Annotated in this window: 17 protein-coding genes; 12 read left to right on the forward strand and 5 right to left on the reverse strand. The window is 69.6% G+C overall.

The window, feature by feature from the left end; genetic code table 11:
- Positions 1 to 51: 51 nt before the first annotated feature.
- Together KME78_RS32215 and KME78_RS32220 are read right to left on the reverse strand one after the other, a co-directional pair.
- Positions 52 to 1,215, reverse strand: a complete 1,164-nt coding sequence (locus KME78_RS32215) for a pyridoxal phosphate-dependent aminotransferase (protein ID WP_219533140.1) — start codon at positions 1,213 to 1,215, stop codon at positions 52 to 54.
- A 115-nt stretch (positions 1,216 to 1,330) separates the two neighbouring features.
- Positions 1,331 to 2,704 carry a VCBS repeat-containing protein gene (locus KME78_RS32220; RefSeq protein WP_219533141.1) on the reverse strand — a complete coding sequence of 458 codons (1,374 nt, stop codon included), beginning with the start codon at positions 2,702 to 2,704 and terminating at the stop codon, positions 1,331 to 1,333.
- Between the two features lie 109 nt (positions 2,705 to 2,813).
- On the opposite strand from KME78_RS32220, the gene KME78_RS32225 reads away from it, so the two are divergent.
- The 10 genes from KME78_RS32225 to KME78_RS32270 all read left to right on the forward strand — a co-directional run bounded on the left by KME78_RS32225 (position 2,814) and on the right by KME78_RS32270 (position 13,153).
- Entirely contained in the window at positions 2,814 to 3,581 is a 768-nt protein-coding gene (locus KME78_RS32225; RefSeq protein ID WP_219533142.1) for a GntR family transcriptional regulator, read from the forward strand.
- Positions 3,582 to 3,642: 61 nt separating this feature from the next.
- Positions 3,643 to 4,932 (forward strand): ABC transporter substrate-binding protein, encoded by a 1,290-nt coding sequence (locus tag KME78_RS32230; protein WP_219533143.1) that lies wholly within the window; start codon positions 3,643 to 3,645, stop codon positions 4,930 to 4,932.
- Between the two features lie 2 nt (positions 4,933 to 4,934).
- The gene (locus KME78_RS32235) at positions 4,935 to 5,846 is read left to right on the forward strand and encodes a carbohydrate ABC transporter permease (protein WP_219533144.1); all 912 of its coding nucleotides are present in this window, start codon (positions 4,935 to 4,937) and stop codon (positions 5,844 to 5,846) included.
- On the forward strand, positions 5,843 to 6,643 hold the full coding sequence (locus tag KME78_RS32240) for a carbohydrate ABC transporter permease (RefSeq protein ID WP_219533145.1): 801 nt from the start codon (positions 5,843 to 5,845) through the stop codon (positions 6,641 to 6,643). Before KME78_RS32235 ends, KME78_RS32240 begins: the two co-directional genes overlap by 4 nt.
- Positions 6,640 to 8,697 carry a GH36-type glycosyl hydrolase domain-containing protein gene (locus tag KME78_RS32245; RefSeq protein ID WP_219533146.1) on the forward strand — a complete coding sequence of 686 codons (2,058 nt, stop codon included), beginning with the start codon at positions 6,640 to 6,642 and terminating at the stop codon, positions 8,695 to 8,697. Before KME78_RS32240 ends, KME78_RS32245 begins: the two co-directional genes overlap by 4 nt.
- Positions 8,694 to 9,548: an ROK family protein gene (locus KME78_RS32250; RefSeq protein ID WP_219533147.1), complete on the forward strand. Its 855-nt coding sequence runs from the start codon at positions 8,694 to 8,696 to the stop codon at positions 9,546 to 9,548. The genes KME78_RS32245 and KME78_RS32250 overlap by 4 nt, the downstream gene beginning before the upstream one ends.
- Complete coding sequence (locus tag KME78_RS32255) at positions 9,545 to 10,309, forward strand: sugar isomerase domain-containing protein (RefSeq protein ID WP_219533148.1); 765 nt, start codon at positions 9,545 to 9,547, stop codon at positions 10,307 to 10,309. Before KME78_RS32250 ends, KME78_RS32255 begins: the two co-directional genes overlap by 4 nt.
- The gene (locus KME78_RS32260; RefSeq protein WP_219533149.1) at positions 10,306 to 10,998 is read left to right on the forward strand and encodes an SDR family NAD(P)-dependent oxidoreductase; all 693 of its coding nucleotides are present in this window, start codon (positions 10,306 to 10,308) and stop codon (positions 10,996 to 10,998) included. The genes KME78_RS32255 and KME78_RS32260 overlap by 4 nt, the downstream gene beginning before the upstream one ends.
- A complete protein-coding gene (locus KME78_RS32265; protein WP_219533150.1) occupies positions 10,995 to 12,212 on the forward strand; it encodes an FAD-dependent oxidoreductase in 1,218 nt (405 codons plus the stop codon). The genes KME78_RS32260 and KME78_RS32265 overlap by 4 nt, the downstream gene beginning before the upstream one ends.
- The gene (locus tag KME78_RS32270; RefSeq protein ID WP_219533151.1) at positions 12,209 to 13,153 is read left to right on the forward strand and encodes a phosphotriesterase family protein; all 945 of its coding nucleotides are present in this window, start codon (positions 12,209 to 12,211) and stop codon (positions 13,151 to 13,153) included. The genes KME78_RS32265 and KME78_RS32270 overlap by 4 nt, the downstream gene beginning before the upstream one ends.
- Here the strand turns inward: KME78_RS32270 and KME78_RS32275 are convergent.
- Positions 13,150 to 13,977: an alpha/beta hydrolase family protein gene (locus tag KME78_RS32275; RefSeq protein ID WP_219533152.1), complete on the reverse strand. Its 828-nt coding sequence runs from the start codon at positions 13,975 to 13,977 to the stop codon at positions 13,150 to 13,152. The two genes, KME78_RS32270 and KME78_RS32275, sit on opposite strands and share 4 nt — an antisense overlap.
- Before the next feature lie 76 nt (positions 13,978 to 14,053).
- Here KME78_RS32275 and KME78_RS32280 point away from each other — a divergent pair, with 76 nt between their 5' ends.
- Positions 14,054 to 15,352, forward strand: coding sequence for a M28 family peptidase (locus tag KME78_RS32280; RefSeq protein WP_246652391.1), 1,299 nt, complete (start codon positions 14,054 to 14,056; stop codon positions 15,350 to 15,352).
- On the opposite strand, the gene KME78_RS66430 is transcribed toward KME78_RS32280, so the two are convergent.
- Positions 15,340 to 15,969, reverse strand: coding sequence for a TetR/AcrR family transcriptional regulator (locus KME78_RS66430; protein ID WP_308127221.1), 630 nt, complete (start codon positions 15,967 to 15,969; stop codon positions 15,340 to 15,342). The genes KME78_RS32280 and KME78_RS66430 overlap by 13 nt on opposite strands.
- 178 nt (positions 15,970 to 16,147) lie before the next feature.
- Positions 16,148 to 18,769, reverse strand: a complete 2,622-nt coding sequence (rph, locus tag KME78_RS32290; RefSeq protein ID WP_219533153.1) for a rifamycin-inactivating phosphotransferase — start codon at positions 18,767 to 18,769, stop codon at positions 16,148 to 16,150.
- A gap of 256 nt (positions 18,770 to 19,025) precedes the next feature.
- Between rph and KME78_RS32295 the strand changes: the two genes are divergently transcribed.
- On the forward strand, positions 19,026 to 19,628 hold the full coding sequence (locus KME78_RS32295; RefSeq protein WP_219533154.1) for a TetR/AcrR family transcriptional regulator: 603 nt from the start codon (positions 19,026 to 19,028) through the stop codon (positions 19,626 to 19,628).
- Positions 19,629 to 20,416 lie beyond the last annotated feature (788 nt).

Raw genomic sequence — 20,416 nt, forward strand, 5'->3', positions numbered from 1 at the left:
ACGAGCGCGGCACCACAGAAGCAGAGGCGGGGCAGGGTTATGTGCAGAGGATCAAGCCGACAACGGGTTCACCGCTCGATGGTGCAGGCCGGTGACGGGGATCTCATGCAGGCTGCCGGAGTACAGATACTGGGTCATGCCGACCAGTAATCGCCGTACGTCCTCCTGCGGGCGGACCACCAGCCGGAGGAACTGGCTCGTCGTGCCCAGCTTGTTGCCGCACTCGCGTACGTACACGCCGTGCTCGGAGAGCAGGTGGTCGCGCAGCGGCACCCCATCGTGCCCGGGTGGCAGCTTCACCAGCAGGAAGTTGCCCTGCGAGGGCAGGACGGAAAGCTCCGGCATCGCGCTGAGCTGGTGGAACATCGCCCTTCTGTCCTGGCCGAGCAGCCTGAGGCTCTCCTGGTACTGGGGCATGCACTGCTTCATCATGAACACCACCACCTCGGCGAACGAGTTGAGGTTCCACTTGGGCAGCGCGTCGCGTACCTTCCCGGCCAGCGCCGGGTTGGCGACCATGTAGCCGAACCGGATGCCGTGCAGCCCGAAGTTCTTGCCGAGGCTGCGGAGCACGATCACGTTGGGCCGGACGGCGGCCTCCGCGGCTATGCCCGGGTATGGCTCGGCGTCCACGAAGTCGCCGAACGACTCGTCGACGATCACCAGGTCCAGGTCGATGAGCTGGTCGAGCAGCCACAGGACCTCATGTTTGGGCAGGTAGCCCCCGTCGGGATTGTTGGGGTTGCAGATCACCGCCACACGGGAGCCGCGCATGCGGATGAAGCGGACGTAGTCATTGACGTCGAGGGCGAAGTTGCGGCTCTCCATCAGCGGGTACATGTCGACCCGCTTCCCGGTCTCCATCGGCTGGTCGGTCCAGCGGCCGAAGGTGGGGATCGGCACCGCCAGGCTCTCCTTCACCAGCAGGTGGTCGATCCAGGTGATCAGCTCGGTGGAGCCGTTGCCCATGGCGACGGTCTGGGGATGAAGCCCCATCGTGGAGCAGAGCTCCGCGGTGATCGTGCCCGCGTCGCTCGGATAGAACTTAAGGATCGTCTCCAGGTTCCTCCCGAGGTGCTCGAATATTTCCGGGGTCGGGAAGTATGGGTTACACGGGATGCAGAAGTCCACCGGGGCACGCTGTCCCGATGAGCCGCGCAGCAGTGAGAAGTACGAAGGGCTGTGCGCCTGCGCTCGCAAAAGGCTGAGCTCCACGACACCTCCTGGGGCACGTGTCCGGACGTGAGTAGGTACGCGTAGCTTTGGGAGTCGGTTCAGCCGATAACGACCTTTCGGCCCGCGCGCTCGCCGGACGATCCCGTCCGCGGCCCTACTTGGCGGACCACATTCCCAGGTGGGAACCCGTGTCGGACGCCTGGAGCGCGGCCGGGTCGAACGAGCGGGCGCCGTCGGTGGTCAGACCGCCGGTGGAGCCGGGCAGCACCCAGGCCGCCCCGGTGCCCTTGGCCGTGCCGCTCTCCCCGGGGGCGCCGACGCCGAGGTCGGCCTTGCCGTCGCCGTTGGGGTCGCGCAGGCTGACGGAGGCGCCGAACCGGTCCCCGTCCTCGGCCGTCCCGGGCACGCCCGGACTGGCCTGCGTGAACAGCCGCGCACCGGCTGGGCCGTCCCTGCCGCCGCGGAACAGCAGCACGGCGCCTCCACCGGCCTTGCCCGGCAGCCCGGCGGCGAGGTCGGCGTACCCGTCGCCGTCCACGTCCCCGGCGGCCAGATCGAAGCCGAACTGGTCGCCCCGCTCTCCCGTCCCCGGCACGCCGGGGCTGTCCTGGGTGAGGGTACGGGTGCGCCGGCCGGGGCCGTCCGCCGAGCCGTACAGGATCTTGATGGTGCCCTTGTCGCTCTTGAGGGTGTCGACGAAGCCGCCGGGGGCGACGCGCATCACCAGGTCGCCGTAGTGGTCGCCGTCGATGTCGCCCACGGTGGCGGTGGTGGCGGCGTCCAGCCTCGCCGGCCGCCCGGCGAGGCCCTGCGGGCCGCCCTTCCAGAACAGGGACGGCTCGGCCCGTTCCTCCCAGGCGTGCATGGTGACCAGGTCGTCCTTGCCGTCGCCGGTCAGGTCGCCCGCGACCAGCCTCTTCGGGTCCTCGTAGGAGCCGCCCAAAGTCACCTTGCGGGCGGCGCTGCCGTCACGTCGGAACGGGCCGTGGAAGATGTTCACGGTCCCCCTCTCGCCGGTGGCGGCCAGGTCGGCGCTGCCGTCGCCGTCGAAGTCGCCGGCGGCCAGCTCCCGGCCTTCGGCCCGGTCGACCAGGTCCGGCGCCACTCCGGGGCGCGGGGGGTCGATCAGCGGGGTGCCCAGCGCCAGCCCGTCCTTGCCGCCCCACAGCAGGGTGACGAACCGCCGGTCCAGATCGAACGGGTTGTACGAGCTGACGGCCAGATCGGTGTAGCCGTCGGCGTTGAAGTCGCCGGCCGCCGTGCGGGCCCCGAACGCGTCCGCGGCCACGGGGTCGTTCGGCACGTTGGCGCTGTCGAGGTGGAGGATCCGGCGCCGGGCGGGATCGACCCCACTGGCCGCGCCATACAAGATAGCGATATATCCGGCTTTAAGGGTGTGGCCGACCGTGCCCGAGGGCGCGGAGATCGCGTAGTCCTCGTAGCCGTCGCCGTTGAAGTCGACGGTGCCGCCTCCGTGAGGGGCCAGCACGAGGGACGCGCAGATCACCGCACTCGCGACAGCCCACACAGATCCTCCACCTGGCCCTCGATCTCAGCACGATACACAACGAGTGGTTGACACCATCCAGGTCGAGCAGAAAAGATACGGTCGTCCGTACAACTTAGGACGTGAGCGTATGACCGACTGGGAACGCCGGCTGGGTCTCGACCCGTCAGCCGCTGTGCCGCTCTACTACCAGCTCCGCGAGCGTCTGCGCGCGGTCATCCGCGACTGCGAGCCCGACACGCTGATCCCCGCCGAGAAGGACCTCATGGTCTACGCGGGCGTGAGCCGGGCGACGGCCCGCCGGGCGATCGGCGACCTGGTGCAGGAGGGCCTGCTGGTGGCCAGGCAGGGCAGCGGCACCTACACCGCCCCGCTGGCCGTGGCCCCCGAGCTGGGCGCGCGCCCGGCCGGCTTCACCGAGACGATGGCGCGACTCGGCCGCAAGCCGACGACGCGGGTGCTCAAGGCCCATCTGCAGTCGGCCGGCGCCGACGTCGCCGTGGCGCTCGGCCTGCGGGAGGAGCAGCAGGTCGTCTTCGTCGAGCGGCTGCGGTTGATCGAAGGCGCGCCCTGCATGCTGGAGAGCGCCCACCTGCCCGCCGAGCTGGTGCCCGGCATCCTCGACGAGGACCTGACCGGCTCGCTGTACGACCTGCTGCGCATGAAGTACGGACTGACTCCCGCGAGCGGCAGGGAGACCATCGGGGCGGTCAACGCCGACTACCGGCTGGCCGAGCTGCTGCACGTCCCCATCGCCGCCGCCCTGCTGGCGACCGCCCGCAACACCTGCACCGAGAGCGGCGTCGCGCTCGAATACACCATCCGCCACGCGCGCGGCGACTTCGCCGTGTTCTCCGTGGAGCTCAACGACGCCAAGAACGCCCTGATGGGCCAGTAACCCCCCAACTTTCTGCCACCTTGCGGTCCGGTGGCGGAGCCTTGCCTTCCGGAGGTTGAGCATGACCATGTTGACCCGGCGCAACCTGCTCAGAACCGCCGCGCTGGCCACGGCGTCCGGCGTGCTCGCCGCCTGCGGCTCATCGGACCCGGTGGCCACCGTGCCCGCCGACGGGGTGCCGCGAGGGAAGATCTCCGTCTGGCTGCACCAGACCAAGTCGTACGACGCGGTCTTCACCCCGCTGTTACGCAGCTACATGCAGGAGTTCGGCGGCGTCGACATCACCCCGCTCTACGTGCCCTCGGACAAGCTCGACGCCAAGCTGCTGACCGCCTTCGCCGGTGACGTGCCGCCCGACCTGGTCAAGATCGGCGGCTGGACCATCCCCGGCCACGCGCGCAAGGGCCGGCTCGCCCCGATCATCCCCAAGGCCATGGGGGTGGCCGACGAGAAGGCGCTGATCCAGGACTACGACCCGGCCGCGATCGGTTCGCTGTCGTACGAGGGCAAGCTCTATGGCGTCCCCATCGACTACACGATCTGCTACCTCTACTACCGCAGGGACAGGTTCATAGAAGCCGGGCTCGATCCGGACAAGCCCCCCACGACCTGGGAGGAGGTCGCCGAGTACAGCAAGAAGCTGACCTCGGCCGACGGCAAGAAGGTGGGCCTGCAGTGGATCCTGGGCAATCCGCAGTGGACGCTGATGCAGCTGCTCGCCCTGGTCAAGGGGAAGGGCGGCGGGATACTCAGCGCCGACGCGAGCAAGGCGACGCTGTCCACTGACGCGGGTGTCGAGGCGCTGCGTTACTACGGGAGCCTGGGCAACGCGAAGCTGTCCAACCCGCTGTCCGGTTTCGGGCTGTTCGCCACCGGGGAGGCGGCCATGCTGGTCTCCGGGCTGTTCGCGATGGATCTGTTCCCCACGCTGAGCCCCAAGCTGACCTTCGGCAAGGTCTTCGACATCGCCCCGATGCCGCGCTGGGACGCCGGCCAACCCGTCGCCCCCGCCTACACCTGGGGCTGGGCGGTGGCCAAGCAGTCGAAGCTGCCCTACACCGCCTGGCACTTCGTCGACTACCTCCAGCGCCAGGACGTCGCGGCCAAGCAGCTCAAGGACGCCAGCCTGCTCACGCCGGTCAAGGGCTGGGAGAAGCTGACGGGTGCCGACCAGAAGGCGCTGGACATCATGGCGGCCGCCGCCCCGCACGCCGACTTCGGCCCGCAGACGCCGGTGTGGAACGAGATGGCCAAGGCGCTGACCGACGCCGCCGACGCGGTCGCCTTCGGCAAGAAGACGCCCGAGCAGGCGGCCGCGGACTTCGACCAGGCGATGCGGATCACGCTGTGACGGTGTCCTTACGGCTGGTGCCGCCCATCGCCCAGGTCTCGGGCAAGGGCCAGCGATGGGCGGAGGCACGTACCGGTGGCCTGCTGGCCCTGCCGGCGGCGGTCTACTTCCTGGTCTTCTGGCTCGTGCCGTTCGTCGTGGCCGTGTATCTCAGCTTCACCAGCTACGACCTGGCCGGGACGCCCGAATGGACCGGCCTGGACAACTACCGCAGGATGCTCGGCGACCCCGGCTTCTGGAACTCGGCCCGCGTCACCGCCGCCTACACGATCGGGTCCGTGGTCCCGTCGATCGTGCTCGGCCTGGCGATAGCGGTGCCGCTGAGCAAGCCGGGCAGGTACAACGCCTTCCTCCGCGGCCTGGTCATGATCCCGGCGGCGATGCCACTGGTGGCCACCTCGATGGTGTGGTCGGTGATCTTCGCCGAGAAGGGCCTGGCGAACGCGCTGATCGGGCTGTTCGGGGCCGCGCCGAAGCCGTGGCTGACCGACGAGGGGCTCGCGCTCTGGGCGCTGGTGATCATGACGACCTGGAAGCATCTCGGGCTGTTCGTGATCATCCTGACCGCGGGGCTGCAGGGGCTGCCGCTGAGCGTGTTCGAGGCGGCCGCGCTCGACGGCGCCGGTCCGGTGCGGATCTTCTACCGCATCACGCTTCCGCTGCTGCGCCGCACGCTGCTGTTCGTGCTGGTCATCGCGGTGGTCGGGGCGATGCAGTCGTTCGTGCCGGCCTTCCTGCTGACCAAGGGCGGACCGGCCGGCGCCACCGAGGTGCTGCCGCTCTACCTGTGGGCGACCGGCTTCGGGTTCGAGCGCATGGGCTACGCCTCGGCGATCGCGATGGTGCTGCTGGTGGCCATGCTGCTGCTCTCGCTGGTGCAGTTCAGGGTGCTCAGGGGAGGCGAGGAAGGGTGAAGGTGGTCCGCGGCACGCTGCTGACGCTGGTCGTCGCCGTCCTGCTGCTGCCGGTGTACGCGATGTTCGCGGTCTCGTCCGCGTCGGACGTGACCGATCTGGGCGGGTTCGACTTCGACGCGTCCCAACTGGGTGCGCACGTCTCGCAGCTGTTCAACCAGGGCGACTTCCCCGTCTATCTGGGCAACAGCCTGATCCTCTCGCTCGGCATCGGCGTCCTCGAAGTGATCTTCTCCTCCGCCGCCGGGTACGCGCTCGCGCAGCTCCGGTTTCCGGGCAGCCGGGTGCTGTTCGCGCTCATCGTGGGGACGCTCTCGCTGTCGCCGATCGTGGTGCTCGTGCCGATGTACCTCATCGTCAAGGAGCTGGGCTGGATCAACTCCTATCAGGGCATGATCGTGCCGTTCATGATGAGCGCTTTCGGGGTGTTCCTGGTCCGTCAGTTCGCCCTGGCGATACCGCGTGAGCTGCTGCTGTCGGCGCGGGTGGACGGTGCGAGCGAGTTGCGGATCTTCGTCCGCATCGGGGCGCCGCTGTTGCGGCCGGCGCTGCTCACGCTCTTCCTGCTGCAGTTCCTCGCGCAGTGGGACAACCTGCTGTGGCCGCTCATCGTGGCCAACGATCCCGGCCTCTGGCCGCTGCCCGTGGGGCTTTCCCAGCTCCAGACGGAGTACGACTTCAGCATCGGCCTGGTCAGCACCGCGGCCCTGATCACGGCGGTGCCGCCGCTGGTGCTGATGTTCATGTTGCAGCGCTACTACGTGGCCGGGCTGACCCTGGGAGGGGTGCGGAAATGAGCGCTTTCGGGGAATGGACCACGGCGTACGGGCTGCCTGCCTTCGCGTACACGATGGACCAGGAGCGCGACCCACGCGCCGAATGGGACCCGGTCCTGGATCCGCTCACCCGCCGGCACTTCCTCCATGTCGGGAACCGGCGGATCACGCTGGTCACGGACAACTACGGGCTCAGCGACCTCTTCGACGAGCACACCGGGCTGCTGTGGCTCACCCGGGGCACGGGCGTCACCCGAGCCGGGACCCTTTCCACCGATATTTCGGGATCGGAGCGGATCTTCGGGCCGACGTTTTCGATCGTCCGGGTCGCCGATGACCGGGTGACGCTGGAGCGTACGGTGCTGTGCCCCGAGGGCGAGTGGCCGTGGGTGCTGATCCGGCTGCGCGTACGCAACCTCCTCGACGAGCCGGTACGACTGGAGCTGACCGAGGAGTGGACGCCCGCAGCCGCCCGGGTCGAGCTCATCACCGGCGCGAAGCCGGCCGAGGATCCCGGACTGGAGCTCGAACTCATCGGCGGGGCCCGGACCGGGTCCGGCCACTTGAACGTACCCCTGGATCTGGCGGCGGGCGAAGAGCGGCTGCTGGAGCTGAGGTACGGCCTGCTGGACGGCGGGACCGCAGCCCCGCCGTCCAGCGGAGTCCCGGCGTCCGGCGGCTGGACGGACGGCAAGGCGAACGGCTGGGCGGGCGAGGCGGCGGGGGTGTTCGACCGCAGCCTCGCCGCGCTGCGTGACCGGCTGCCCAAGGCGGTCGCGGCGCGGGCGCCCGAGGCCGCGCGGGAGGTCCCGTGGCACGCGGCGCTGCTGACCGGCGCGTCCTGCGCCGACGGCGTGCTCGGCGGGCACACCCTCGACCAGGGCTCGTGCTACTCCTTCCGGCACGGCTTCAACGGCGCCGCGCGCGACCCGCTCCAGCACGCGCTGCCGCTGGTGTACATCGAGCCGGACCTGGCCCTGTCCGTGCTGCGCAACACCTGCGCCTGGGGCGGCCCCGACGGGGACCTGCCTTATGCGCTCGGACCGGACAAGCAGCCATGGACCGACCTGTTCCGCCCCTCGGACCAGAACCTGTGGGCCCTGTGGCTGGCGGCCGAATACCTGAGCGCGACGGACGACCTGGCCGCCTTCGCCGACGCCGTGCCGTACCACCCGGTCCATGGGGCCACGCCGGTGCCGCTCGGCGAGAACCTGCGCCGGCAGTTCAGGTTCCTCACCGACGTGGTGGGCCGGGGAGAGCACGGCCACCTGCGGATACTGAACGCCGACTGGAACGACATGGCCATCACCGAGAGCGGCGTGGACCGCGAGGTGATGATCTCGCACGGCGAATCGGTCCTGAACTCCGCCATGGCCGCCTGGGTCCTGCCACGCTACGCGACCCTGGCCGAGCGGCTCGGCGACCACGCGACCGCGGCCGAGGCCCGCAAGCTCGGCGAGGAGCTGCGTGATCTGGTGGCGGGCGAGTGGAACGGCCGGTGGTACCGCCGCGCGTACGGCCCGGGAGCGGTCGTCGGAGAGGATGACATGTGGCTGGAAGTGCAGCCCTGGGCCATTCTGAGCGGCGCCGCGGCACCCGAGCGGGCTGTGGACCTGTTGCACACGATTGAGCGGACTTCCGCCGCCGACTCGCCGCTGGGCGCCCGGCTGCGCTGGCCCGACCGGGGCGCCTACGGTCCCGGCGGGGTCGGCACGATCTGGTACGCGATCAACATGACGCTGATCTGGGCCGCCGCCGAGCACGTTCCCGAGCTGGGCTGGCAGTGGTGGCGCCAGATGTCCCTGGCCGCCCATACGGCTGCCTACCCGGACGTATGGGAGGGCACGCTGTCCGGCCCCGACGCCTACCTGGCTCCCGAGACCGAGCGGCCGGGCCGTACGTGGGACCTGGCCGAGGTCGGCGTCGCCATGCAGGCGTACCCCGTCGCCAACCTGCACAGCCACTCCCAGCCGTTGCTGGCCTACCTGCGGCTGCTCGGCGTCGAGCCGTTCCGCCCGGCCAAGGCACCCGATGACGCCGGGTTCGAGTCGCGAGTCCTGCGGATCGGGTCGTGACGCGGCTCGGGGTCGACGTCGGCGGAACGTACATCAAATGGGTGCTGCTCGACGAGGACGAGGTGGTCAGCACGGGCACCGTCCCCACGCCGCCGACCCCCGACGAGACGATGACGTTCGTCGCCTCGCTGGCCGCGCGGCGCGTGGAGAGCATCGGCATCGGGCTGCCCGGCCACGTGGACAGGGAGACCGGGACCGCGCTGTTCGTGCCGAACCCGCCCGGGAACTGGGACGGCTATCCGGTCGGCGCGCGGCTGGGCGAGCTGACCGGGACCCCGGTGGCCGTGGTCAACGACGCCCGCGCGTTCGGGCTCGCGGAGCTGCTGCTCGGGGCGGCTCGCGGGCTGCCTGACGTGCTGTTCGCGGTGCTCGGGACCGGGGTGGGCGGAGCGGTGGCGCTGCGCGGCGGGATACTCGTCGGCCCGCGCGACAATGTCGGCGAGATCGGGCACGTCACGGTCGCCCCGTGGGGGCCGGACTGCTGCTGCGGCAACCGGGGTTGCGTGGAGACGTTCGCCGGCGCGCCGGGCATCGTGCGGGCCTTCGGCTCCGGCCCGCCCGAGGCCGTCGCCGAGGCCGCCAGGGCGGGTGACGGGCGGGCGCAGGGTGTGCTCTCCAGAGCCGGCTGGGCGCTCGGCATCGCGCTGGGCGACGCGGCGGCGTTCTTCGGCGTCAGCACGGTGGTCGTGGGCGGCGGGGTGGCCGGCGCGCTCGATCTGATGCGGTCCGCCCTGAACACGGAACTTGAGCGGCGACGTCCGCTCATCGGGGACATCGCGGTGCTACCTGCCGTACTCGGCCCGATGGCAGGGGCGATCGGCGCCGCGCTCTATGGGAGGAGATCTGGATGAAATGGATACGGCGCGCGATGGAGTTGCTCGGCGAGATCGAGCGGACACAGGAGGAAACGCTGACTTCGGCCGCTCGGATCGCTGCCGCGGCCATCGGCGGTGGGGGCGTGGTGCACACGTTCGGCACCGGACATTCACGGATGGGGGTGGAGGAGATGTTCCCCCGTTACGGGTCCTATCCCGGCTTCCATCCCATCGTGGACCTGTCGACGACGTTCTACACCCAGGTGGCCGGGTCGAACGGGATGCGGCAGGCGATGTTCATCGAGCGGGTCGAAGGGCTCGCCGACGCCATCCTGGCCAACTTCGAGCTGCGGCCGACCGACGCGGCCATCGTGTTCAGCGTCAGCGGGCTGAACGCCGTGCCGATCGAGATGGCGATGGGACTGCGCAAGGCCGGACTGCCCGTGGTGGCCGTGACCTCGATGCGGGAGACCACGGCCGTCGAGCCCGGCCATCCCAGCGGGACCCGGCTCGCCGACCACGCCGACGTGGTGATCGACCTGTGCACCCCGGTCGGTGACGCGCTGTGCTCCGTCGACGGGCTGGCCGAGCCGGTCGGTCCGGGCAGCACGCTGGCCGCCGTCTCCGTGGTCAACGAGATCAAGGTCCGTACGGCCGAGCTGCTCGTCGCGGGCGGCTGGATCCCGCCGGTCATCTCCAGCGCCAAGCTCGTCGGCGCCCCGCGCTCCGAGGAGCTGTTCGAGGCCGCCTATCTCGAGCACGCCCGCCGCGCCGCCGCCGTGCTCAGGAAACCATGAGCGCCGTACTGGTGGCCGGCTCGGACGGCGGCATCGGCCGCGCCTGCGTGGCGGCGGTCGAGGCCACCGGCGGGGCCGCCTTCGGCGTGGACCTGGCCGGCGGGATCGACATCACCGCGCCGGGGCACGCGGAGCAGGCCCTGGCCCAGGCGACGGCCGTACACGGGCAGATCTCCGGCGTCGTGCACGCGGTCGGCATGTCGGGCCGCTCGCTCGGCGACGGCGGCGTGGTCGAGTGCACCGACACGGCCTGGCACGAGGTGCACCGGGTCAACCACGAGTCGGTGTTCCGGCTGCTGCGCGCGGCGATCCCGGCGATGGGGAAGGGCGGCTCGATCGTGGTGATCGGCTCGGCGCTGGCCTCGTCGCTCGACGACGACTTCCGCACCGTGGCCTACGCCTCGGCCAAGGGCGCGCTGATCCCACTGATCAGGACCGCGGCCCGTGAGGCGGCGCCGCACGGCGTTCGGGTCAACCTGATCTCGGCCGGGCTGGTGGCCACGCCGATGAGCCGCCGCGCCAGGACCTCCGAGACCGTCAAGGCCAAGCTGCCCTCACTGATGCCGCTCGGCGCCGGGCCGTGCGAGCCGGAGGAGGTCGCGCAGGCCGTGCTGTGGCTGCTGTCGCCGTCGTCCGGGCGGACCACGGGCGCGGTCATTCCCGTCGACGGAGGGTGGCACCTGCGATGAACGTGCTGTGGGAAGGCGACGTGGTGGTCGCGGGCGGGGGCAGCGCCGGGTGCGCCGCCGCCGTCGCCGCGGTGCGTTCCGGGGCGTCGTGCCTGCTGGTGGAGTCGGCGGGCTTCCTCGGCGGCACGGGCGCCGCGGTGCTCGACACCTTCTACGGCTTCTACGCCCCCGGCCCCGTCTCGCGGCGGGTCGTCGGCGGCGTCGGCTGGGAGGTGTGCGAGCGGCTCTTCGAGGCCGGAGCCGCCTTCGAGCGGCCCAACACCTATGGCGCGGGCACCGGGGTGACCTACGAGCCCGAGGAGCTCAAGCTGGTCTGGGACGCGCTCGTCCCGGACGCGCTGCTGCACGCCAGGGTCTGCGACTTCGTGCCCGGCACCGGCGTGGTCGTGGAGACCGTGGCGGGCCGGTTCCTGGTCAAGGCCCAGGTGGTGATCGACGCCACCGGGGACGCCGAGGTGGCCTGGCGGGCCGGCGCCACCCTCGACCGGCCGGGAATGCGGCTCCAGCCGATGACGGCGACGTTCCGGCTCGGCGGGGTCGATCTGTCCGCCACCAGCACGGCGGAGCTGCACGCGCTGATGGCCGACGCCGATCTGCCGAGGCGTGAGGGGTCCGTGCACAGGACCGTGCACGACGGGATCGTGCACACCAACCTCACGCGGGTGACCGGCCTCGATCCGACCGATCCGGTCCAGCTCGCGGAGGCCGAGCGGGTGGGGCGGCGGCAGGTCCGCGACTACGTCGGCTTCCTGCGGGCGAAGGTGCCGGGGTACGGCTCCGCCGTGCTGCTCAGCACGTCCGTACGTATCGGCGTACGGGAGTCACGACGCCTGGTCGGACGATATGTCCTGACTTCTGATGATGTGTTGGCCGGGAGGGATTTTCCGGACACGATCGCGCGGTGCGGCGCGCCCATCGAGGACCACGCCTCGGGGGACGCCACCCGCTGGGAGTACGTCCACGATTTCGGCACCTACGGGATCCCGTACCGGTGCCTGCTCCCGGTCGAGGTCGGCGGGCTGATCGTGGCCGGGCGCTCGTTGTCGGCCACGCACGACGCCCACGCCTCCGCCCGGTCCATGGGGCAGTGCATGGCGATGGGGCAGGCGGCGGGGACGGCGGCGGCGCTGGCCGTACAGGCGGGGGTGGAGCCCGCGGCGGTGGACACGGAGCTGCTGCGTAAGCGGCTGCGAGAAGGAGGAGCGCTGCTGTGACGGTCCGGACCGTGCTGGGGGACGTCGACGAGATCGGCATCACCTACGCGCACGAGCACCTGTTCATGACCGGCGACTGGCCGGTACGCAACGAGCCGGACTACCGGCTCGACTCCTTCGACGCCGCCGTCGTGGAGGTGACGGAGGCGCAGCGGCTCGGCCTGTCCGCGGTGGTCGAGATGACGCCGCTCGGCTTCGGCCGCAGCCCGTCGCTGATGAAGGAGCTGGCGGAGCGGACCGGGCTGCACGTGATCGCGGTGACCGGGTTCCACAAGAGCGGTTACTACAGCGACGCGCACTGGCTGCACCACTACTCGGTCGACGAGATCACCGAGCTGCTCGTGACGGAGATCGAGCTGGGCATGGACGAGTACGGGCTGGTGGGACCGCTGGTACGGCGGTCGACGGCGCGCGCGGGTGCCATCAAGATCGCCACCGGGTACCACGCGTTCGGGCGAGGGGTGGCGCGGCTGATCAGCGCGGTGGCCGCCGCCGCGCGGCGGAGCGGGGTGCCGGTCGTCACCCATTGCGACAAGGGCACGATGGGGCACGAGCTGCTCGACGCGCTGGCCGCCGAAGGGGTGGCGGCCGATCGGGTGGTGCTCGGGCACATCGACCACAATCCCGATGCCGGATATCTCGTCTCATTGGCGGAGAGAGGGGCTTATCTGGCCTTTGATCGGCCCGGACGTATCAAGTACGGCCCGGACAGTGACATCGTCGCGCTCGTCGCCGAGCTCGCCGGGCACGAGCTGGGGGATCGGGTGCTGTTCGGGATGGACCTGGCGCGCAGGTCGTACTGGCCGAGCCTGGGTGGCGGACCTGGCCTGCCGTACCTCCTGGAGCGGTTCGTGCCGCGGCTGGAGGCCGCGGGTCTGGGTGAGGTGGCCAAGGCGGCGCTGACCGAGAACCCGCGCGCCGCCTTCGCGCTGCGCCGTTAGGGCAGGTTCTTCTCCACCTGGTTCTGCCAGTTCGTGTTGGTGTTGAGCTCCGGGGTGGTGCCGGCGAAGGCGCCTCTGGCGTAGGTGTCGCCCTGGAGCTGGTACATCAGCCAGGCCGTCACGTAACCGAGGAAGCCTCCGCCCGTGCCCTGGATCGTGTTGTGGTCGGCGCCCTTGAGCTGCGCCTTCGCCGCCGCGCCTGGGACCTGGCCGTAGTACGTCTGGAGGGCCGAGTTGGGGGAGATGAGGGTGTCGTTGGCGCCGCTGACGAACAGCACCGGGCAGGTGAGCTGGTCGACGTAGAACTTGTCCCCCGAACCCACCCAGATCGGCGCGGGCAGCGCGATGGGGATGACGGTGTCGATCAGGCCGCCGGACTTGGTGGCGGTGTTGACCGCGCCACCGGCGCCCTGGGAGTGGCCGACCGCGCCGACCTTCGTCACGTCGAGCTTGCCGTAGAAGACGCTGGAGCTGTCGGTGTTCCGGGCGATCAGGTACTGGGCGGCGGCGATCATCTCGGATCCGGTGCCGGTCGTGGTGTCGGTCGAGGCGACCACGGCGAAGCCCCAGGAGGCGAGCTGGTTGAGCAGCCCGGGATACTGCGTGGGCACGGCGCCCGTGCCGTTGCCCCAGGTGATGATCGGATGCTTGACACCCCCGGCGCCTAAGTCCGCCGGATAGTAGAGCTTGTAGCCCGGCGCGTCGGCGGTCGCGACCGCCCAAGGACCGGCGACCTTGTAGTGCGCCTCGATGGTGTCCGCGGCCTGGGCCGGTCTGGCCACGACCCCCAGCAGGAGCACCACGACGGCCACGAGAAGCTTCATACGGCCTCCACAAGTTGTACGGATGACCGAAACTGTCGCTTCACAAAGGACCTGTGTCAATGGTTGGATCAGGCTCATGGAGCACGTGCCTTCCGCTGTCGAGATGCTCGGCTGGATCGAGACCGTCGTGTCGCGGGGCATCCGCCGGCCGGGATATCCGGCCGACGGGTGGACCGAGCGGTGGCTGGCCGAGCGGCTGACCGAATTCGGGCTGGAGGTCACGCTGGAGCCGGTGGAGGTGCCCCGCTGGCAGCCCGGCACCGGGGTGCTGCGGCTCGACGACGGCACGGAGCTGGCCGGGTTCCCGCTCCCGCACACCGCGCCGACCGACGGCCTGCGCGCCAGGATCGTGCCGCTCGCCGACGCGGGACCAGGCGACATCGCGGTGGACGAGCTGGCCTTCACCGAGCTGCCGCAGTCGTACGTCAGCACGCTGGCGACCTCGGCCTACGACCCGGAGGGCGTCTTCGACACGCTCGTCCAGACCATCCCGTTCGGCCCCCGGATGATGGAGGTCGTCGAGCCCGCGCTGGAGGCGGGCGCGGCCGGCTACATCGGGGCGCTGACCGGGCTGCCGTGGGAGACGCGCGACTACTACGTGCCCTATGACGCGATCGAGCGGCCGATTCCCGGTCTGTGGCTGTCGGGGAGCGACGGCCGGCGGCTTCTGGACCGGCTGCCCTGCACGGGCGAGCTGGTCGCCCAGTCGGTCACCGACACCGTGACCACGCACAACGTGGTGGCCACGCTGCCCGCCGACTCGCCGTACACGGTCATCGTCGCCTCCCACCACGACGGGCCGTGGGCGTCGGCTGTGGAGGACGCCTCCGGCATCGCGCTGGTCCTGGCCGCCGCGCGTCACTGGTCTCAGGTGCCAGCCTCGGCCCGGCCGCACAACCTGATGTTCCTGTTCACCTCCGGGCACATGGCGCACGCGGCGGGCACGAGGGCGTTCATCGAACGCCACCGCCCGCTGCTGGCCGATGTGGTGCTCCAACTGCATCTCGAACATGCCGCGCTGCGCTGCGACGGCGTGGACGGAGAGCTCGTCCCCACCGCGGACCCCGAGGTCAGGTGGTGGTTCACCAGCCGGATGCCACGGCTGGAGAAGCTGGTCGCCGAGACGCTGGAGACGGAGAAACTGCGCCGGTCCTTCGTGCTGCCGCCCGACGCGTTCTCGCCCATGCCGCCCACCGACGGGGCGTTCTTCCATCCTGAAGGCGTGCCGCTGGTGCACTTCCTGTCGGCGCCGATGTACCTGTTCGACTCGGCCGACACCCTCGACAAGATCGACGTGGCGGGGCTGGAGCCGCTGGCCCGCGCTGCCGTACGCATCGTGGCCGGCACCGCCGGGTGGTCGCCTCAGCCCTGCTGATCGAGGGCTTCCTGATACTTCGCGGCGTCCTCCAGGCTGAGCATGGGATGCGAGTAGATGTCGATCAGGGCCTGGGCGAGCAGGCGGTCGCCCTCCGGGCTGTACACCTCGACCCCCATCGCCCGGGACAGGTGCTGGTGAAGGACCGAGACCGACAACGCCATCGCGGTGCCCACCGCCGCCCGGGCCTTGCGGGGCACACGAGGGGGATCGGGCCGGTTCCGGTCGAGCTCCTCGAGCCACTCCTCGCTGAGCCGTACGAGCTCGTCGAAGACGGTCTCGGCCCGGCCCTCGGCCAGCGCCCGCGCCACATACCTCTGGTACGGCCCCAAGGCGGCCTGGGCGACGGCCACATAGTTGACGTCGCTCGGTAGGGTGTCGGCCCGGACCTGGTCGTTGATCCGGCGGAGCAGCCTGGCCAGGTAGTCGTCACAGGCCTCGCGCAGCGCCTCCTTGGAGCCGAAGTGGTGGCGTACCAGCCCGGAGGACACGCCGGCGGTCTCGGCGATGCCCCGGATCGTGGCCCGCTCGAACCCGTGCTCACCGAAATGCCGCAGGGCCGCGTCCCTGATCCGGGCGCGGGCGGTGAGGTCTTCGGGCTCGGGTCCGATCGTCACGCTGTCACCGTCGTTTGTATAGTCAGCTACTTGATCAGGAAGTCTACTATACGCCGGTATAGTGAGGTGTATTCATCGGACGCGGGTGCGGAGCCGCGCCCGCGTCCGTAAGGACAGCACCTCCACGTAGCCCTCGCTTCCCGTCAGGACAGCACTTCTACGTAACCTTCGCTTCCCGTCAGGACAGCACCTCTACGTAGCCTTCGCTTCCGTTCAGCCGGATGAGCTGGCCATCGTGGATGCGCTGGGTGGCACCCTCCACGCCGACGACCGCCGGCAGCCCGTACTCCCGGGCGATCACCGCACCGTGCGTCATCACGCCACCGACCTCCATGACGACCCCCTTCACCGAGACGAACAGCGCGGACCAGCTCGGATCGGTGAACACCGTGACCAGGATGTCGCCCTCTTCCACGTCGGCGTCCTCCATGCTCAGGACGACCCGCGCACGCCCCTCCACGACGCCCGACGACACCGGGATGCCCGCCAGCGCCCCCTCCGGCCGGTTGCTCCCGTCGTACTCGCCGTTGATCACCTCACCCTCCGAGGTGATCACCCGCGGCGGGGTCAGCTTCTGGTACGTCTCGTGCGCCTCCCGCCGCTCGGTGATCACGGCGTAGTCCAGCCGCCCGGTGTTGACCACCTCCCTGAACTCCTCCAGGGACAGGAAGTACACGTCCTCCGGGTCCTTGATCACTCCCTGGGCCACCAGCTTCCTGGCCTCGCCCATCAGCGCCTGCTTGTACAGGCCGTACCGCTGCAGGCACGCGTGCTTGGAGTACTCCCGGTAGCCGATGAAGTGACGCACCAGGCTCATCTGCCGCGCCGCCTTCTTCGCCTTGCGCTTGTTCTGCAGGTTGGCCAGGAGGTCGTTCATCGTCCGCTCGGCCTCCGCGCGCCCCTGCTCGATCTTGCGTTCGCGCTCGCCGGGGGCGAAGTTCTTGATGTTGCCGAGGATGAGCGGGACGAGCAGCGTCGGGTCCTCGCTCCACCGTGTCCTGGTGAAGTCGATGTCTCCCTGGCAGTGCATGCCGTACTTGTGCAGGTAATCCTCGATGACGGGGCGGACGACGTCGCCGCCGTCGCGTTCGGAGAGTCCGCTGAAGAACGTGTCGCGCTCGGCGTCACCGAGATAGTCGATGACGTCCGGGTACTGCCGCACGACGTCGGACACGTGCAGCAGGTCGAGCCCCATCGCCGCCACCACGTTGTGGTCAGCCGATTGACCGACGGCGTCGGCGGCGTTCTTGACGCCCAGCCAGGCGTTCATGTGCTTGTTGACCCAGTTCACCGACTGGATGCCGAGGAACGCCGCTGCCACGCTCCGCGGCTCGAACATGATGTCGGTCAGCTCACGGTGGTCCTCGATGATGAACGCGAACACCTCGTCACCGGACTTGGTGGCCATCGCCGCCTGGAGTCGCGCCACCGACGCCTCGTTCTGCGCGATGAGCTCCGGGACGACTCGGGGATCGTCCTCGCGGGAGAGCTTGAGGTACTGGCGGGCCATCGGCAGCAGGCCGCCCTTGCCGAAGTTCATCACCGACGTCTTGCCGTGCGCGAGGGACTGGACGAAGTCCTTCCTTGTCAGCACGGTCCGCAGGGCGTTGGCCATCAGCACGTCGACCTGGCCGAGGCTCTTGAGCGTGATCGGCCTGGCCCACGACGACGCGAGCTCGTGGGACATGTCCTTGTAGAACCGGTTCCCGGCGACGTCCATCTTCGGCCGGCCGAGCCACTCGTCCAGCAGGAGGAAGAATGACAGGCCGAGCGGGGTGAACGCGTCGGTCATCATCTGCCGGTGCCCGTACGAGATGTAGACGTGGTTCTTGCCGTCGTCCGGGACGGGAACGGGGTACAGCGTGGTGATGGGACGGCTCTGCAGCACGTGGAACACACCGTCGGACAGGCCCCACTCGATGTCCTGCGGCCGGCCGAAGTGGGCCTCGATCCGCCGCCCGAGCGTCTCCAGCTGCAGGATCTGCTCGTCGGCCAGGGTCTGCGCGTTCTGCCGCGCGGCCTCCACCGGCCGCTCCTCCGTACCGCCGTCCGCCGAGGCGCGCAGCTCCATCGTCTGCGTGGAGACCACCTTGTCGATGATCCGCCCCGCCTTGACCCGGTAGGTGTCGGCGTTGACCAGCCCGGACACCAGCGCCTCACCCAGGCCGTAGCCCGCGTCGATCGAGACCACCCGGCGGTTGGACGTGACGGGGTCGGCGGTGAACATGATGCCCGCCGCCTCGGGGAAGACCATCCGCTGCACGACCACCGACACCCGGACCGCACGGTGGTCGAAGCCGCTCCTGATGCGGTACGCCACCGCGCGGTCGGTGAACAGCGAAGCCCAGCACCGCCTGACGTTGTGGACGACCGACCCGGGCCCCCGGACGTTCAGGTAGGTGTCCTGCTGCCCGGCGAAGGAGCTCGACGGCAGGTCCTCGGCGGTGGCGCTCGACCGTACGGCACAGGGGACGTCACCGAGCTCTGCCAGGTGGGCGACGATGTCGCGCTCGATCTCCGCTGGTACGGCCAGCGCCTCGATCGCCGTACGGAGGCGGGTGCAGGCTTTGGCGATGCCCGTTCGGTCGTCGGCCCGCAGGCCGGCCAGCCCGTCGATGAGCGCACTGACCGTGGGGTCCTGCTCCACGACTGCCCGGTAGGCCGTGGTGGTGACGCAGAAACCGGCCGGCACGCGTACCCCGTCGATGGCGGACAGCTCGCCGAGGTTGGCACCCTTGCCGCCGACCAGGGGGAGCTGGGTTTTGTCGATCTCGTGGAAGCCGAGTACGTAGGCGCTCATCGCTGGATCCCATCTGCCTCTCGTGTGGAGAGCTTCGAGCTACTTTCAATACAGTACAGTACTGTATTGAAATGAAATCCACAGGAGTCCCATGCCTCATGACCACCTGGCCCCACCGCCCGGACCCGCCAACCCAGGCCGGTTCGACTCCGCATGACTACAATGCGGACGTGTTCAGCATTTTCGGCGTCGGCGTCGCCCGCGATGTCGTCGTCGGCGCGGAGGAGATGAGCGTGACTCTCCCCGAGCGGTCGACATGACCGACACCGCACCCCCCGCACCGTCCCAGCGCCCAGCCGGCCGCCCGCGCAGCCAGGAGGTGGACGCGGCCATCCTCGCCGCCGCCCTCGACCTGCTGATCGAACGAGGCGCCGTACTGACCAGCATCGAACAGGTCGCCCAACGAGCCGGCGTAACCCGAGCCACCGTCTACCGAAGGTTCCCCGACAAGACCGCCCTGCTGATCCAGGCCATCGAATCGGTCCACCAAGCACCCGAGTCCGAGATCCTCGACTGGCCGGACATCGACCGAATGCTGACCGACTGGGCCACCTACCTGAGCATGCCCCGCAACCGCTCCATGCTCCGCAGACTGTACGGCGCGGTGGACGACTATCCCGAACTGCTCCAGACGTACCGCAACTCCCACGGCGGCCGCCGCGCCTCAGCCGAACTCGCCACCCTGAGCCGGGCCCGCGACAACGGCCAACTACCGCCTGACAGAGACCTGAGCATCCTCCAGCAGGTGCTCACCGGCGCAATACTGCACCACCTCGGCGCCTACCCCGACTCAACAAGCGCCACCGACGTCAAGACGTACCTCACAGCCGTACTCCAGCAGGTCGGCTACCACCCCTGACAAGCAAGGGCCTCCAAGAGGGCGCTTCGCGCTATGGGGTCGGGCTGTGTCTAATGGGGGGCGGCGCCCCCCATGCCCCCACAAAGGCATGGTCCTCGCTTCGCTCGGGCGCTCTTATTGGGGGCTTCGCCCCCGGGCGAGGGGCTTGCCAGCCCCTCGCGCTCCCCGGCGTTCGGCCGATTCGGCTTCGTCCAGTACTTCGGTAGGAAACGAACCGTGCATTGTCCTCCAAGGGGACGCCGGAGTTGGTCAGCAGCGAAACCGAAATGTTCGTGCCTCCTCATTCTTCTCTGCACCAACAGAATCATTGGAGGGAGTTCAAGGGGTGGCGGGCACAGGCGCTGTCACATAGGCTCCACCAAGCCCGGAACGGTTCATGTCTTGTCCTGCGCTGGTCAGACTGGCGCCGCCAGCACCAAGCCACTGGCCCGACGCTGTCACTACCAGCGCAGATCCAAACCATGATCGCGAAATATCACTCGAGTACCAGGGACAGCTCATCAGCCGGTAGAGCCGCGACGCAGGTTCGTCGCCGCCTCTCCTGGACGCGCTGCTTGGCCTGGGGCCTGGTGCCCATTGATCGACGCTGGACGCGGCCTCACCATGTTCAGGCGTGACGCGTAAATACCGCAGACTGCGTTCGTATCTCCGGACCAGCGGGCTAGTGTCATGCGCCTGAAATTCGCCGGAGATATTTAGCGAGGGATTCAAGTATCTCTTCGGCGGTCTTCTTCCACACGAAGGGGCGGGGATTGTCGTTCCACTGAGCGATCCAGTCCCGGATGTCT

It is taken from the genome of Nonomuraea guangzhouensis, from assembly GCF_019396345.1.
GTDB classification, from domain to species: Bacteria; Actinomycetota; Actinomycetes; order Streptosporangiales; family Streptosporangiaceae; genus Nonomuraea; species Nonomuraea guangzhouensis.